The sequence below is a fragment of the Methylobacterium sp. J-030 genome, from assembly GCF_022829545.1.
Taxonomy (GTDB): Bacteria; Pseudomonadota; Alphaproteobacteria; order Rhizobiales; family Beijerinckiaceae; genus Methylobacterium.
In genome coordinates, this window is record NZ_JAKSYM010000376.1 from 29,340 (window position 1) to 43,348 (window position 14,009).

Below are 14,009 nucleotides of genomic sequence, written 5' to 3' on the forward strand. Positions count from 1 at the left end.
CGTCCAAAGCGGGCAGTGAATCACCCACCGCCTGCCGCGTGAACCCCGCCACGCCGACTCAGCCCAAACCGAAAACGCTCTAGAGGCTGTTATGGACCTGGGTCGGGCTGATGCTCAGATGAGCATGGATGAGCCCGACCCGCAAGCCGTATCCGTCCGATGTTTCCGATGAGGAGTGGGCGCTGGTCGCGCCCTACCTGACGCTGCTGCGTGAGGATGCCGGTCAGCGCGAGCACGCGTTGCGCGCGGTGTTCAACGGGCTGCGCTACGTCGTCAGGAGCGGCTGCCCGTGGCGGCTGATGCCCCACGACCTGCCGCCCTGGTTTGCCGTGTATCAGCAGGCCCAGCGTTGGCTGGCTGCCGGCTGTTTAGAGCAACTGGCCGAGGATCTGCGGGCGGTGCTGCGCATGGCCGCGGGTCGGGCGCCGGAGCCGAGCGCGGCCGTGTTCGACAGCCGGACCTTGCGCTCCTCGCCCGAGAGCGGCGAACGAGCCGGCTACGATGGGGCCAAGCGCAAGAAGGGCTCGAAGCTGCACATCGCGGTGGATACGCTCGGTCACCTCCTGGCGCTGCACGTTACGCCCGCCGATGCCGATGATCGGGCTCAGGTCGGTCGGCTGGCCAAGGCCGTGCAGGCGGCCACCGGCGAGAACGTCGAAGTCGCCTTCGTCGATCAGGGCTACACGGGCGAGAAGCCAGCCGCGGCAGCCCGCGCGCACGGCATCGAACTGGAGGTGGTGAAGCTGCCCGAGGCTAAGCGCGGCTTCGTGCTGCTCCCACGCCGCTGGGTCGTCGAGCGCTCCTTTGCCTGGGCCACGCGCTTCCGCAGGCTCGTCAAAGATTACGAGCGCTATGCCAGCACCCTGGCAGACCTCCACCTCGTCGCCTTCGTCTGCCTCATGATCAAACAGGCCGCTCAACTCGCAACAGGTCCATAACAGCCTCTAAGAGTTACTCCCAAGAAGCTAACTCGCGACGTCGGTCAGACCACAAAACTTAAGAATTAATTTGTCAGCTTTGCCCGACTCCGATGCAAAAATACGTTAGAGACACGATGGATATAAAGTGACAAGAAGTGTCGTGGCCTGCCTTTAAAAACGTCAAAGTAGTAGCTTGCAACATTTTTTAATCCGTAGCGAGACTCAACGTCCATCGCGGCATTTTGAGCTATCCTGCGGCTCAAGTGTCTATCCAATAGCAAACGCTCGAGGCATTGTTGCCACTCTTCTCGACCATCTCCAGCAAGCAGGCCACACTTGCCATTTACGACAGTATTGCTATACGGAACACGATTCGAATAAATACCAGGTATGCCGGCGGAAGCATAAGTACGGTATTTATTATTAGTCTTTGACCTCCTGAATCTCGACTCCGCGAGCGGCGCTATCCCAACATCCCAGTCCCTGGAAAGTAGCAATTTGTAGAAATTTTCGAGACCGTCGACTTTTTCGAATGTCCGATAGCGCGGATGATGGGCGATGTGGTCGATCCTATGATCGATCGTCTCGAGATACAGATTAGGAAATTTTTCTAAAAGGGAAGGAAGCGCGTCGCCAAGTAAATCGAGGTCATCTTGACGAGCACCACTTGCCGCATATCCTATGCGCAATTCGTCGTCGCTCTTATCGATCACTGCAGAATATTTTAACGACTTAATGCGCTCGAAATCGGCGGCCGCCGATACAATCTCGACATTTCGTGATATTTTAGAAAATCTATCTTTGACAAGATCCGAATATACTAGAACCCTGGACGATATCGCGACCATCTTTCGTATGTTTTCAAGAGCATTGATTGACTCATAATGCCGTCTAATTTCGTCATTAGCCGGCAAATCGTCTAATAATCCTTGTATATCATCGTCGGTAATATAGATGACGGTTTTCCCGGCATTGGAGGCCTGCAAAGCTAAATCGGCCACTCGGTCTGTAGCGCCTCTGAGTATCATCACAACATCGGACCAGCGCCAAAAATCACCTTCTGGGAGATTGAATTCACCGCGTATCTCGTAACTTATCTTGCCTTGCGAAGAAAGATAGTTGAGCGGCAATTCTAAACAAATCTCGGCAGAAGGCGTGTTTTCTCCATCAGAGATCGCGAGCACCCTAATAGGTACATATTTCTTAAATGTCGGAAACATTGACCGCACCTTCTAACATGCTTTTATAGACACCTAAGATCCCCATTCATGACGGGCTCAAATTGAAAAAGCAAATCCCTGAGGAGGTCCTAGATGCAATTACCGCAAATGTATCGCTAGTGTCTGGCGTCCATCCGCCCCGAATATTAGGGTAAGCTCTCTGCTTAACCACGCCGAGATTCGGGATCGAATTGGTAATATCAAGCGAGGCTCCCCTTTGGGATTGCACAAGCGGCTAAAATCGTCGATCGACCTGCCGGCCCCATTTGCGTGCAAGTACGGCTGTTCACTGGAGTGCTCCCTGATCGTTCAACCTGCGGCTCTGGATTGCCCCGCTCGGCAAGCCGCGCTTGGACAGAAACGGTGCGGAGCAGGCACAGCTCGCCCGGGGGTGGCGCCATCTGCTGGGCAATGGATCTCTCCTAACAACGTTGAATGGGCAGTCGATCCGGCCGCCTCTCGTTCGAAGCAGCAAAATGCTACGTTGATCAATTCTAGGATTTGAGGCGCGTCTCCGCGGCCTTTTACAGAACATCTCGCACTGTTCCTTAGTTAGCAGTTATTCGAAATAGCCGACGATGCACGATATGACGCGCTGTATCTCATGATGCGAATGATTAATCGATAAAGGCAGGCTAAGAGTTTGGGCGCATATTTCTTCTGCGACTGGAAACGCCCCCCTTACCCACCGTCCCGCGTAAGCTGGCTGCAAATGGATTGGCACCGGATAATGTTGATTTGTACCAATACCTTTTGCGGCCAAAAAATCCCTCAAGTCATCTCTGTCGCCTTCCACAATACGGATTCCATATACATGCCATACGGGCTCAGCATACGGTTTCGGAGTGGGAAGAACGATCTGACTTAGCCGGCAGAGACCTTCTTGATACATTTGAGCGAGCTGGCTCCGCTTTTTATTTTCTTCATCAAGCTTGCGCAGCTTCATTGACAATACAGCTGCTTGAACCGTATCAAGTCTGCTGTTCTGGCCGATCAACCTATGATCGTACTTGCGGAATGCGCCATAGTTTCCGAGGGATCTAATTCTGTTGGCGACGCTTTCGTCTCGCAGTACGACAGCACCACCATCGCCGACACATCCCAAATTTTTTGTAGGATAGAAACTGAAAGCTGCCGCATGACCAAGCGATCCGCATTTCTTATTCTTGTACGATGCGCCATGGGCCTGGGCGGCATCTTCAAGAATAAATACTCCGAACTCCTCAGCGATTTCTTGAATTGCGTCCATATCAACCGGATGACCATATAGATGAACCGGCATCACTGCCTTTGTATTAGGGGTTATTGCTTTATGCACAAGCTTCGTATCAAGCAAGGCAGTTTCGGGGTCTACATCGACGAGGACCGGAGTGGCGCCAACTGACTCGACGGCAAAAGCGGAAGCGATGAAGCTATGCGCAGGCACAATCACTTCATCCCCCTTTCCGATCCCCCACGCCCGCAGTGTGAGCGACAATGCGTCGAAACCGTTGGCTACCCCAACAGCGAACGGAGACTCGCAGTAGCTTGCGAACTGAGCCTCAAAATCCGCAAGGATTGGTCCGCCGACGTACAAACCCGATTCAATTACCCGTGAAATAGCTTCTTTGGTCTTATAGTTAGTTTCACGGCTCCCGTCCAGAGAGATAAATTCGATTGGCTTGTTTCCCTCATTATTGGCTTGCCATAAAATAAATTGATCATAATTTCTAATGTAATCGTGCTCGTCATATTCTTCGCTGGCCAAAACGAGCAATACACAGTCGTCTGTAAAGTCCTTTAAATCACGCCAGCATCCTGGGGGTACGATAACAGCTTTTCTGTAATCCTTAAGCTTGATCGAGTCTTTTTTCGAACTCTTCGAGATTTCTAATGTGACCTCTCCTTTAAGGCAAACAAAGCATTGGACGAGGCTTTTATGAGCGTGCCCGCCTCTCTGCGCGTCTTTCGGAAGATCGGTTAAAAAATAAATCCGCTTCACAGCGAAGCCGATTTGCTTCGATGCCTCAAGAACGCCGAGGTTCCCCTGTGTACTGACTATCATTTGGGCGTCTACAATCTTGATAATGTCAAAGCTCTCCTTGTCAGTGCATTCACCGGGCCTCGATTGCTCATTGCTTTCCGGCGTATTATTGGCCTGCGTCAGCGTCGTCGTCATTTTTGCCTCGTTCTTGGTGGATATCTCGCATCAATCGACTGGTGTAACCGAGTAGATTTCTGTGCTATTCAGCTGACGATCAGGTGATGCGATTGAATACAGCTCGTGTCGCTTTACCATCCACCAGCGTCTGCTGAACTGCTGATTACCTCGAACAGGAAGCCGCGCAACCCGGGCTACGGGTCTGCGTGCCCGGCGCGGTTTGCGCTGAACCTCAGATAGATGTACCTTCGCGGCGTACAATCTGGCGGGCCAGCGACGCGGCTGCTCGGCCTGACGTCTACGCAAGGTCAGCGCCGCGGTATCTGCCCGTCATCGGCGCTCATGGGGGAAAGTAAGTAGCGCGCGGACGACGAGATGGCACACCAGCTTCGCCTTAATGCAGCAATTGGAATTCGATTGGGCGTGAGACCTCCCATTTCGGCGTGGGCAAATTCGCTCCTGTTCGAAAGGCCATGTGTCAGAGGTAGATGGGCCATATGGACGCAACGCTGTCGGACTCATGTCGTGCGAATTTCATTAGGCGCTCGTGGAAGCTGTTGCTAGAGCGCTGTCCGATCGCGCTGAGGCGGCTGGGATTTTGGGGCGACCTGGATGTGAATTGATGCGTGGCTTTCCGAGGAGGAGAGCCGATGCCGTCTGCTCTGTCTGCCGTCCTGCGTGAACGTATGGTGGCCACGATCGACGATGAAGCCTCACGCCGGGAGGCAGCGCGGTGCTTCGCGGTCAGCCTGGCTAGCACGGTGAGCTGGCATGAAACTCTTTTGCAGGAGGGGCGCACGCAGGCCAAGCCGAGGCGCGGCGACCAGCGCTCGCACGCCACCGAGGCACAGGCCGATCTCGTCCGCCACACCTACAAGACGCAGCCTGGGCTGTTCCTGAGAGAGTTGCGCGCCCGGTCGGCCAAGCGTGGTCTGCAGGTAAGGGTGAGCAATCTGTCTCGCCACTTCAAACGCCACGGCATTACGCGCAAAGGAACATCGGCCACGCCGTAGAGCAGGAGCGCGAGGGCCTGAAGGCGGCCCGGCTATCCTAGCCGGACTCCTCCGTGAGGCCTGTTCCATTAGCAAATTCTTGGAGCCCCTGCCATCATTGATATAGCAATGGCGAGCCGCCCTGGAAGCCGGTATCGCAGCCACGACTTTGCCTCTAGCAGGATCGGGGATAGGGCTCATCGACGAGGAGCGACAGTGCCGATGTTCGGTAGCGTGGGGTGAACACTGCGCTCGTCGTTCGAAGTGAGGTTGCTTATGAAGGCAGTGATCTTGGCGGGCGGGCTTGGGACGCGCCTGTCTGAGGAGACGGGTGCGCGACCGAAGCCGATGGTTGAGATCGGCGGTCAACCGATTTTGTGGCACATCATGAAAGGGTTCGCCGCCCATGGGGTGCGCGAGTTCGTGATCTGCCTCGGCTACCGCGGCTACATGATCAAGGAATTCTTCCTCAATTACCGTCTGCATCTTTCCGATGTCACCGTCGAGACTGGCACCGGCGCGGTAGAGTTCCACCGCAGCGGTGCCGAGGACTGGAGTGTCTCGCTGATCGAGACTGGAGCCGAGACTATGACCGGCGGCCGGCTCAAGCGCGTTCGACCGTATCTTGGCACCGAGCCATTCTTCATGACTTATGGCGACGGCGTCTCCGACGTCGACTTGACCGCGCTCGCTGCCTTCCACAAGGGCCATGGCCGGTTGGCTACTTTGACTGCGGTGGCCCCCCCCGGCCGGTTTGGGGCCTTAGAGCTCTCAGGGGATGCGATCCGCAGCTTCCGCGAGAAGCCGGCTGGCGATGGCGCTGTGATAAACGGCGGCTTCTTCGTTCTCGATCCACGGGTGCTCGACACCATCACTGGCGATGCCACAGTATGGGAGAACGAGCCTCTGGAGCGACTGGCCCGCGAGGACCAGCTCCAGGCTTACCGGCATGACGGCTTTTGGCAGGCGATGGATACGCTCCGCGACAAAAACCAGCTCGAGGCGCTTTGGGCGGCCAAGGCTGCTCCCTGGAAAATCTGGGCGTGAAGGCTCCCATGCCCGGCGCAACCGCATCGCGCGCACTGAATCCCGATCCTGGCTTCTGGGCCGGTCGGGCGGTGCTGATCACCGGCCATACCGGCTTCAAAGGCACCTGGTTGAGCCTGTGGCTCGCTCGCCTCGGCGCCCGGGTCACCGGCTTCGCGCTGGCGCCCGAAACCCAGCCGAGCCTGTACACGCTGGCCGATTTGCCGGGCCGGATCGATAGCCAGATCGGCGACGTGCGGGATTTCGCCGGGCTTTCCGCGTGCGTGGCAGCGGCGCAGCCCGAAATCGTCCTGCATCTCGCTGCCCAGGCGCTAGTGCGACCTTCGTATATCGATCCGGTGGGCACCTACGCCAGCAACGTCATGGGCACGGTCCACTTGCTGGAGGCGGTACGCGGCTGCCCCTCGGTGCGGGCAGTGGTAATCGTCACCAGCGACAAGGCCTACGAGAACCGCGAGTGGGTCTGGGCCTATCGCGAGGACGAGCCGATGGGCGGGCGCGACCCCTATTCCAACTCGAAGGGCTGCGCCGAGCTCGTCACCAGCGCCTACCGCGCTTCGTTCTTCGGCGAGAATGGTCACCCCGCGAAGATCGCGAGTGCCCGGGCCGGTAACGTCATCGGCGGCGGTGACTGGTCGCTGGATCGCCTGGTTCCTGACGTGGTGCGCGCCTTCGACCGAGGCGAGCCGGTCGAGATCCGCGCGCCCAGTGCCGTACGGCCCTGGCAGCACGTCTTGGAGCCGCTTTCGGGGTACCTGCGCTTGGCCGAGGCATTGTGTGGCGAAGCCGGCTCGCGCTACGCGGAAGGATGGAACTTCGGGCCAGCTGATGCGGATTGCTGGCCCGTCTCCGAGGTGGTCGCGGGCCTTGCCGGGGGCTGGGGTGAGGGGGCGACTTGGCAGCTCGCCGGCGGCACGCACCCGCACGAGGCGACCTTCCTCAAGGTCGACGCCTCGAAGGCGCGCGCGCATCTCGGCTGGGATCGGCGGCTGCGGCTCGCGGAGGCGCTGGACTGGACTGGAGCGTGGTACCGCGCGCAGGCGAAGGGAGCGGACGCGGCCACGCTGACGCTCGAACAGATCGCGCGCTACGAGGCGCTGGCGCAGGGAGGCCATCTGGCATGAGCGAAACGGGCACCCCTCCGGTCTCCGTGAACCGGCGCTGCTGCCGAGCCTGCAGCGCCCCCCTCGCGCGCACCGTGGCAGATCTCGGCCTGTCGCCGTTAGCCAATTCCTACGTGCCTCCCGACAGGGCAGGGCAGGGAGAAATGGTCTACCCGCTCCACGCCTACGTCTGTGAGCGTTGCTGGCTGGTGCAGCTCGAGGCGTTTGAAAGCCCGGAGCACATCTTCTCTGATTATGCCTACTTCTCGGGCTTCTCGGCTGGCTGGCTGCGCCACGCGGAACACTACGTCGCCGCCATGACCGAGCGCTTCGGCCTGGGGCCGCACAGCAAGGTGGTGGAGGTCGCCAGCAACGACGGCTACCTGTTGCAGTACTTTGCCGCCCGGGGCGTGCCGGTGCTGGGGGTCGAGCCGGCGGCCAACGTCGCGGCCGTGGCGCGGGAGAAAGGTGTACCGAGCGAGGTCGCATTCTTCGGCAAGACCACAGCCGAACGGCTACTCGCCGAGGGGCACGGCGCCGACTTGATGGCGGCCAACAACGTGCTCGCACACGTGCCCGACATTCTTGATTTCGTGGCCGGTTTCCGGGTGCTTCTGAAGCGTGACGGCGCTGGCACCTTCGAGTTCCCGCACCTCCTGCGAATGATCGAGCACAAGCAGTTCGACACGATCTACCACGAGCACTTCTCCTACCTATCCCTGGGTGTGGTCTCCGGCATCCTGGAGCGGTCAGGATTGCGTGTGTTCGACGTCGAGGAGTTGCCGACGCATGGCGGGTCTCTGCGCGTGTTCTTCTGCCACGCCGAGGGGCCGCACGCGCAGACACCGGAGGTGGCGCGGGTGCTCGCTGACGAGCGGGACGGCGGTCTATTCTCGGCCGGAGGCTACGGGCGGTTCGCCGAGGATGTAATTGAGATCAAGTGCGCAAGCCTGGAGTTCTTGATCGGGCAGCGCCGGGCGGGCAAGCGGGTCTGCGGCTATGGAGCGGCGGCTAAGGGCAATACCTTCCTGAACTATTGCGGAATCGGCCCGGAACTCGTCCAGGCAGTGGCCGACCGCTCGCCGCACAAGCAGGGCACGCTCCTGCCCGGCAGCCGGATCCCGGTGATCTCGCCGGAGGCGCTGTTGGAGTTGCGACCGGACTTCGTACTGATCCTGCCCTGGAACCTAAAGACTGAGATCACGCAGGAGATGGCCGGGATCCGCGCCTGGGGCGGGCGGTTCGTCACCGCCATCCCAAGCCTCACGCTAGAGTGAATCACGTGATCTTCGAGGAGTTGCTGCTCGCGGGGGCCTACCGGATCGGCCTCCGCCCGCACACGGACGAGCGCGGCTTCTTCGCCCGGACGGTGTGCGAAGACACGCTAGCCGAGCAGGGGTTGGTGAGTCGCTTCAAGCAGTCAAGCGTGTCGTTCAACCTGAGGCGCGGCACGGTTCGGGGTATGCACTACGCGATCGCGCCGCACGCCGAGACCAAGCTTGTGCGCTGCACGATGGGGGCGATACACGACGTGGTCGTCGACCTGCGCTGGAGCTCGCCGACCTATCTGCGATCCGTCGGAGTTGAGCTGTCCGCCGACAATCGGATGGCGCTCTACATCCCGGCGGGCTTCGCGCACGGCTTCCAGACGCTCCAGGACGAGACGGAAGTGCTCTACATGATCGACCGGCTCTACGTTGCCGAAGCGGCCCGCGGCATTCGGTGGAACGACCCAGCTCTCGACGTGGTCTGGCCAGAGCCGGTGACGGTGATCACCGAGCGCGACCTCGCATACCCAGCTTGGACCGGCAGGGACACGCTCGCGTGAGTTCGAACATGCGGCGTATCGTTCTCACAGGTGCGACCGGCTTCGTCGGCACCCACGCGATCCCGGCGCTCCAGGCGCGCGGCTACGAGGTGCATGCGCTCGGTCGCCAAGCGCCGTCCAGAGCCATAGCCTTCCACCAGGTCGACCTGCTCGATGCGAAGGCGGTGCGAAGCGCCATGAGGGCGATCGGGGCGAGCCACCTGCTGCACCTGGCTTGGTACGCCGAGCCAGGCCAGTACTGGCGCGCCCCGGCCAACCTCGACTGGGTGGCCGGCACGCTCGCGCTGATCCGCGCCTTTCGGGAGGCCGGCGGTACACGCGCGGTGGTCGCGGGGACCTGCGCTGAATATGCCTGGGGTCCCGAGCGGTTGCACGAGGATGGCCGTTGCGCCCCGGCCACCCTGTACGGCGCCGCAAAGGATGGAACCCAGCGCATTCTGGCGGCCTACGCGAGAGAGACCGGATTGTCCTTCGCGTGGGGAAGGCTGTTCTTCCTGTACGGACCAGGGGAGAAATCGGGACGGCTGGTAAGCGATGCATTTCGTCTTCTCGCATCGGGCGAGCGTTTTGCTACCAGCCAAGGCCACCAGCGTCGTGACTTCAGCCACGTCATGGACGTAGCCGCGGCCTTCGCAGCTTTGATCGACACGAAGGTCACAGGTTCGGTCAATATCGGCTCGGGCAAAGCTGTGCCGGTTCGTTCGATCCTGGAACGAATCGGCCAGCTGACCGGCCGACCTGGTTCAATCGATTTTGGTGCTCGCCAACTCTCGGAGAGCGAACCGACATGCATTGAAGCGGATGTCGCTCGCCTGCGCGATGAGGTCGGCTTTCACCCCAGCTATGATCTTGACAGCGGTCTTACACACACCCATGCCGCCCTCACGTCAACGCAGTAACTCGATGAAGGCAGCCTGCAGACCCGGCGGCGCCAAACAAAATTGCCTGCAGACCTTCGCTGCAGTCAGCCTCGGCTACCCATTTACGCTTCGCCTGCGCGGAGACCTTAGACGGCGGGTCAGATCAATCAGGTCTCGGCGCACAGACCCGATCGATCGCCTCCCTATAGAACTCGGCAGGGTATGGGGGGCGGCTTTTCGGTATTGGGTTAAGACTTCACACGAGAGCGATCTCGGTATCCACCATACGGGTTAATTCCGGCACAAGCCGCCTGACCGTTCGGCCCCTCACCGGTTGATTACTGAGCACCTACCCAGGGGGAACCTGGACAGATTCGCCCAATTTGGCCTATTCGGAACAAATAGCACTCACCGAGCACAATCGGTGATTGCAAGCATTAGTCGGTTCTCGCCTACGCCCGCACGAGAATTGCTGATCGAGCCGGATTTGTCAGGCTTGCGCGCGAGCGAGGATTGGATTTCGAGATGCTGGAAGCTTTGGTGCAGATGGGCCATGCTGGCCATCCGGTCGAGAGCGTCCTCCACGTCGGGGCGAACGAGGGGCAGGAGCGCAACGACTACGCGGCGAGCGGCGCCAGCCCGGTCCTGTACGTCGAGCCGGTCGACAGCGCCTTCGCGATCCTGCAAGCCAACCTCGCCGACATGCCGTTCCACAAGGCCATCCGGGCGGTCTGCGCGGAGCGGGCGGGCGAGGCGGTGCTGTTCAACGTCGCCAGCAACGGCGGACAGTCCTCGAGCCTGTTCGCCTTGGGCGCGCATGCCGAGCACCACCCGGACATCGTCTACACGGGTGCGCAGCGCATGGTTACGACCACGGTCGACCAGATCATCGCCGAGCACAACCGGGGGCGGGTGCCGAACCTTCTGGTGATCGACGCGCAAGGGGCGGATCTTCGGGTTCTGCAGGGTGCGCGCCAGAGCTTGCCGGCCGTGGACGGCGTCTACATCGAGGTGAGCGAACAGCCTCTCTACGAGGGAGGCTGTACGTACCAGGAGATCACCGACTTCCTGGCGACCTTCGATCTGTCCCCCCGATGGCTGTCGATGGATCGCTGGGGTCATGGAGAAGCATTCTACTCCCGGCCGCGACGGGAGGTGGCGCCTTTGCCGGCGTACAGTGACAACCTGGCATTGAATAAGCCGGCGACGCAGAGCAGTTTCGGCGAGTGGTCGTATTTCCATACCGCCCAGGGTCCCGGGGGGGCCGTCAACGGCGCGCTCACGGGACAGTTCGGGTTCCACACCGACTTCGAGGACAAGCCGTGGTGGCAGGTCGACCTGGAAGCCGCCCAACCCCTGAACGAGGTGCGGATCTTTAACCGCATGGATTCCGGACGTGAGCGCTCGCGTACGCTACAGGTGCTGCTCTCCCGAGACGGCGAGACCTGGGACCTCGTGCACGACCAAGTCGGGCAGACTTTCGGCGGCGCGACCACGAAACCGCTGCGGGTGATGCTCAATGGCGTTCCCGCGCGCTATGTACGTCTCCAACTTACGGAGCACACGGCCTTCCATCTCGACCAAGTGCAGGTGTTCTAAGCGTGCTCGTCGGCAACTACGATGGCCCGGCGGGCCGTCTTGCCAACAACTAGTGCTCTGACACCGACAAAACGTACATAAGGCAGGTTAGTTTTCAATGTAAACGCAGCAAGTTAGCGGACAAGCGCGTGTTGCGTTCGTCGGCGTCTATGCACTAGCGCACAGCCGACCGCATGGACACGATGAGCAAACAAAGCCCCAGAACGGATTCTCACGGCCTTACTTACTCGTTCAGGGTCAGCACCTTCCGCACTTCGCTCAGCAGGATGTGGTGCTGGACGGCCGCTGGGCCCTCATCCGGGATGGTTCGGGCAGCTTCGGCGATCAGCGCCCGGAACTTGCGCCGCCGCAACCCGCACCAGCTGATACTCGCCAGTAGGGCCGTCAGCGTAATCTGGGTGGCTTCCGCGCGAGCGTTGGCTTCAGCTAGCGCCCCATCGCGCGCATTGAGCAGGGCGGCCTTGGTCTCAGCTAGCTCCGCGCGTAAGCCTGCGATCTCCTCGCTGTGTGCGGACTCCTGCGCCCGCGCCGCCCGGCAATTTTGAAGGAGCTCATCCCGAGCGCGGGTCATGGAGCGCGCCACCGCTCGGGCGGCCTCGCGCTCCGCGATGAGACCATCCTCGCGCGCGAACGTGCCCTTATACCGCGCCTGCAGCTCCACGATCATAGCGAGCAAGCGCAACTCCTGTGCGTGCGCGGCCTCCCTTCCGATCAAGATCATTTTCTGGCGTCTTTACCGTTTTCGTTCGAGGCTGACCTGAGACAGCTACCTCATAGGGACCCGCTGCTCCAGGTCCCCTCAAACAACAATAAGTTCACTTCATCATAAACGGGTGGACTCATCTGCACACAGATCTGGCAAGCTTTGGTTACTCGGACGCACTCGCGTCGCGGTGAGGTCCCTCTGTCCCAAATCTCATCACCCGCGAAGGCCCCAGGGGGATATAGCTGACTTCGCACCTCGCGTTCGTCGCCATCGTTGAGGGCGATGCCGACTCCGCGGCAGATCGGCAGCCCACAAGCGCAGGATCGGGATGGGCGTAACACTCGTCGAACGTTTCTGCTGCAGTTCCCGCCCACCGGGAGTGCCCAAGCTGAGCACGGGGCCCCATAATCAGGGAGAAGGACACGCTCAGAGTTGGCGACGCCTTCAAGGACCCAATCTGCGCTCAAGACCTGATCGGAGACAAGGCACTCAGCCAAAGCCAGACGATCGCCGAGGTGGACGGGTACCCCAGGGGGGCGGATGAGGTTGCTTTTGAAGTGCTGCCAGTAACACCGGCTCCATGACCGCGTAACCCGCTGGGGTGAGATGGAGTCCGTCCTCACTATATTCCGGAAGTAGGCTACCCGAAGGCGTCGCCAGCACCGCGTGATAGTCGACATAGATCGCGCCCATGCTCTCCGCGTGATCGCAAAGCCACGCGTTCATAGCTGTGATCTCATCCCGAGGATCGATGCCTCCCCAGATGAGCCAGTCGGCAGGGGTGAGTGATCCTACCCAGGTCCGCACGCCGCGTGCCCGTGCCTCGGCTAGCATGGCGGCGATGTTGCCCCGGGGATCCATATCCTCGCCGTACGCTGCACGATGGGCGATGTCGTTGATCCCACACAGGATGTGCACGCCTGTAGGCTGCGTCTCCGCGATCGCCGGCGCGAGCCGCGCCCGCACCTGCCCCGACATCTCACCGCCGATGCCACGATTTATGAACGCATGCTCGATGAACTGTGCCGTACGATGCATGCCCCAGAGGCCGGTAATCGAGTCCCCCATGAACAGGATCGGCCCTCGCGGCTCTGCAGCGCCCATGACCGGGAGATTGCGCTGGGCGCGGAGTGATCCGCGCTTTAATGAAGCTCGGATCAGGCGGAGCAGGTTCATGCGGATGGTGTTCGGCGCTCGGACTTCGTGGAATGCGGGATTGTACGCCGATGGGTCTGAACGCGCCACGGCGTCGACCTTCCCCCGGATCCACGAGTCGACACCGGCTTCAAAGGGCCGCCGCGACGAACGCGCAAGTCTCCGCGTTCAGTCATCTGCTCGTAACACCAGGAGCGGCGCTAAGAACCTGCCTCAACACGAGTTCATCGTCCCGCTCAAACGCGCGAATTTGGCTGGCGCGCGGAAGTGGCGGCGCAGCCTCGACGAGCGGCCGTTCGCCTTCGCGGCGGACGTCCATTCCGCGGCAACCTGTCGTAAGCCTGCTGCGAAGCTTTCTAAAAGACGCTACGTCGGATGCTGCACCAGTACGGCGACAATCTGGCACCGAACCGATCGGCGACGCAGAGCAGTTTCTGCG

11 protein-coding genes and 1 pseudogene are annotated in these 14,009 nt (G+C 60.4%); 8 read left to right on the plus strand and 4 right to left on the minus strand.

The features are described 5' to 3' along the window. Nucleotides 1-128 precede the first annotated feature (128 nt). Nucleotides 129-938 (plus strand): IS5 family transposase, encoded by an 810-nt coding sequence (locus MKK75_RS30675; RefSeq protein WP_244046254.1) that lies wholly within the window; start codon nt 129-131, stop codon nt 936-938. A gap of 65 nt (nt 939-1,003) precedes the next feature. Here MKK75_RS30675 and MKK75_RS30680 read toward each other — a convergent pair whose 3' ends face one another. Both MKK75_RS30680 and MKK75_RS30685 read right to left on the minus strand, forming a co-directional pair. Then, nucleotides 1,004-2,140 carry a glycosyltransferase gene (locus MKK75_RS30680; protein ID WP_244046255.1) on the minus strand — a complete coding sequence of 379 codons (1,137 nt, stop codon included), beginning with the start codon at nt 2,138-2,140 and terminating at the stop codon, nt 1,004-1,006. 559 nt (nt 2,141-2,699) lie between these two features. Further along, on the minus strand, nt 2,700-4,298 hold the full coding sequence (locus MKK75_RS30685; protein ID WP_244046256.1) for a DegT/DnrJ/EryC1/StrS family aminotransferase: 1,599 nt from the start codon (nt 4,296-4,298) through the stop codon (nt 2,700-2,702). A 632-nt stretch (nt 4,299-4,930) separates the two neighbouring features. On the opposite strand from MKK75_RS30685, the pseudogene MKK75_RS30690 reads away from it, so the two are divergent. The 7 genes and pseudogenes from MKK75_RS30690 to MKK75_RS30720 all read left to right on the plus strand — a co-directional run. After that, nucleotides 4,931-5,331: pseudogene (locus tag MKK75_RS30690) on the plus strand (IS630 family transposase); the annotation flags it as partial. Between the two features lie 217 nt (nt 5,332-5,548). After that, nucleotides 5,549-6,319: a glucose-1-phosphate cytidylyltransferase gene (rfbF, locus tag MKK75_RS30695; RefSeq protein WP_244046257.1), complete on the plus strand. Its 771-nt coding sequence runs from the start codon at nt 5,549-5,551 to the stop codon at nt 6,317-6,319. Nucleotides 6,320-6,327: 8 nt separating this feature from the next. After that, nucleotides 6,328-7,443: a CDP-glucose 4,6-dehydratase gene (rfbG, locus tag MKK75_RS30700; RefSeq protein ID WP_244046258.1), complete on the plus strand. Its 1,116-nt coding sequence runs from the start codon at nt 6,328-6,330 to the stop codon at nt 7,441-7,443. Further along, nucleotides 7,440-8,699, plus strand: a complete 1,260-nt coding sequence (locus MKK75_RS30705; RefSeq protein WP_244046259.1) for a class I SAM-dependent methyltransferase — start codon at nt 7,440-7,442, stop codon at nt 8,697-8,699. The genes rfbG and MKK75_RS30705 overlap by 4 nt, the downstream gene beginning before the upstream one ends. A gap of 5 nt (nt 8,700-8,704) precedes the next feature. After that, nucleotides 8,705-9,250: a dTDP-4-dehydrorhamnose 3,5-epimerase gene (gene rfbC, locus MKK75_RS30710; protein ID WP_244046289.1), complete on the plus strand. Its 546-nt coding sequence runs from the start codon at nt 8,705-8,707 to the stop codon at nt 9,248-9,250. Between the two features lie 8 nt (nt 9,251-9,258). Further along, nucleotides 9,259-10,149: an NAD-dependent epimerase/dehydratase family protein gene (locus MKK75_RS30715; RefSeq protein WP_244046260.1), complete on the plus strand. Its 891-nt coding sequence runs from the start codon at nt 9,259-9,261 to the stop codon at nt 10,147-10,149. Between the two features lie 486 nt (nt 10,150-10,635). Next, nucleotides 10,636-11,709, plus strand: coding sequence for an FkbM family methyltransferase (locus MKK75_RS30720; RefSeq protein WP_244046261.1), 1,074 nt, complete (start codon nt 10,636-10,638; stop codon nt 11,707-11,709). Nucleotides 11,710-11,932: 223 nt separating this feature from the next. Here MKK75_RS30720 and MKK75_RS30725 read toward each other — a convergent pair whose 3' ends face one another. Next, nucleotides 11,933-12,376 carry an atp-dependent helicase gene (locus MKK75_RS30725; protein WP_244046262.1) on the minus strand — a complete coding sequence of 148 codons (444 nt, stop codon included), beginning with the start codon at nt 12,374-12,376 and terminating at the stop codon, nt 11,933-11,935. A gap of 528 nt (nt 12,377-12,904) precedes the next feature. Beyond that, entirely contained in the window at nt 12,905-13,591 is a 687-nt protein-coding gene (locus MKK75_RS30730) for a GDSL-type esterase/lipase family protein (RefSeq protein WP_244046263.1), read from the minus strand. Nucleotides 13,592-14,009 lie beyond the last annotated feature (418 nt).

Excerpts from the sequence above, each read along its gene's own strand:
- MKK75_RS30705 (WP_244046259.1), top strand. The coding sequence starts at position 7,440 with ATGAGCGAAACGGGCACCCCTCCGGTCTCCGTGAACCGGCGCTGCTGC.
- rfbF (WP_244046257.1), top strand. The coding sequence starts at position 5,549 with ATGAAGGCAGTGATCTTGGCGGGCGGGCTTGGGACGCGCCTGTCTGAG.
- rfbG (WP_244046258.1), top strand. The coding sequence starts at position 6,328 with ATGCCCGGCGCAACCGCATCGCGCGCACTGAATCCCGATCCTGGCTTC.
- MKK75_RS30685 (WP_244046256.1), bottom strand. The coding sequence starts at position 4,298 with ATGACGACGACGCTGACGCAGGCCAATAATACGCCGGAAAGCAATGAG.
- MKK75_RS30675 (WP_244046254.1), top strand. The coding sequence starts at position 129 with ATGAGCCCGACCCGCAAGCCGTATCCGTCCGATGTTTCCGATGAGGAG.
- MKK75_RS30720 (WP_244046261.1), top strand. The coding sequence starts at position 10,636 with ATGCTGGAAGCTTTGGTGCAGATGGGCCATGCTGGCCATCCGGTCGAG.
- MKK75_RS30730 (WP_244046263.1), bottom strand. The coding sequence starts at position 13,591 with ATGAACCTGCTCCGCCTGATCCGAGCTTCATTAAAGCGCGGATCACTC.
- MKK75_RS30725 (WP_244046262.1), bottom strand. The coding sequence starts at position 12,376 with ATGATCGTGGAGCTGCAGGCGCGGTATAAGGGCACGTTCGCGCGCGAG.
- MKK75_RS30680 (WP_244046255.1), bottom strand. The coding sequence starts at position 2,140 with ATGTTTCCGACATTTAAGAAATATGTACCTATTAGGGTGCTCGCGATC.
- MKK75_RS30715 (WP_244046260.1), top strand. The coding sequence starts at position 9,259 with ATGCGGCGTATCGTTCTCACAGGTGCGACCGGCTTCGTCGGCACCCAC.